Source organism: Saccharibacillus sp. CPCC 101409 (genome assembly GCF_030518235.1).
Lineage (GTDB): Bacteria > Bacillota > Bacilli > Paenibacillales > Paenibacillaceae > Saccharibacillus.
Genome location: NZ_JAULSA010000062.1, coordinates 1 through 537, shown reverse-complemented (window position 1 = coordinate 537; position 537 = coordinate 1). Strand labels below are relative to the sequence as shown.

2 protein-coding genes are annotated in these 537 nt (G+C 53.8%); both read left to right on the top strand.

Annotation, left to right across the window (positions count from 1 at the left end; translation table 11 throughout):
* Nucleotides 1-182, top strand: a 182-nt coding sequence (locus QWJ34_RS27065) for a transposase (protein WP_483314316.1), incomplete at its 5' end; no start/stop codon positions are given.
* Nucleotides 183-229: 47 nt separating this feature from the next.
* On the top strand, nucleotides 230-537 hold a 308-nt coding region (locus tag QWJ34_RS27060), incomplete at its 3' end, for an IS3 family transposase (RefSeq protein WP_302732236.1).

Sequence of the window (537 nt, the reverse complement as noted above, 5' to 3'; positions counted from 1 at the left end):
TGAAAAACTGGATGACCAAGTACCGGTCATTCGAACATGAACCCGTCGCTTCGGCGAACCCCGAAAAGCTGCGGGAGATGGAAGCCAAACTTCAAGCCTCCGAGCGGGAGAAACAGGATTTACAGGAGGAGCTGGCAATCCTAAAAAAGGCGCTGCACATCTTCAGCAAAGAAAAGAACTGAGATTTCAGTTCATCGAAGCTCACCGCTCCGAGTTTCGAATCGAGAAGATGTGCCAGGTCCTCCAGGTTTCCCGGAGCGGATTCTACAAATGGCGTCAGCAGATTCCAAGCGAGCAAAAGAAGCGAAAAACCCGTGTCCAAGTCCGGATTACGTACCACTTCGAGGATAACGAAAGCCGGTACGGCAGCCCCAAAATCGCCAAGCTGCTGCGCAAAGAAGGGCTGCGGATTTCGACTCGGACCGTGAGCCTGTACATGCGTGAAATGGGCCTGCGCTCCTGTGTGAGCCGCAAGTTTCGCGTACAAACGACGGATTCCAACCACGACCTGCCGATTGCGCCGAATGTGCTGGAGCA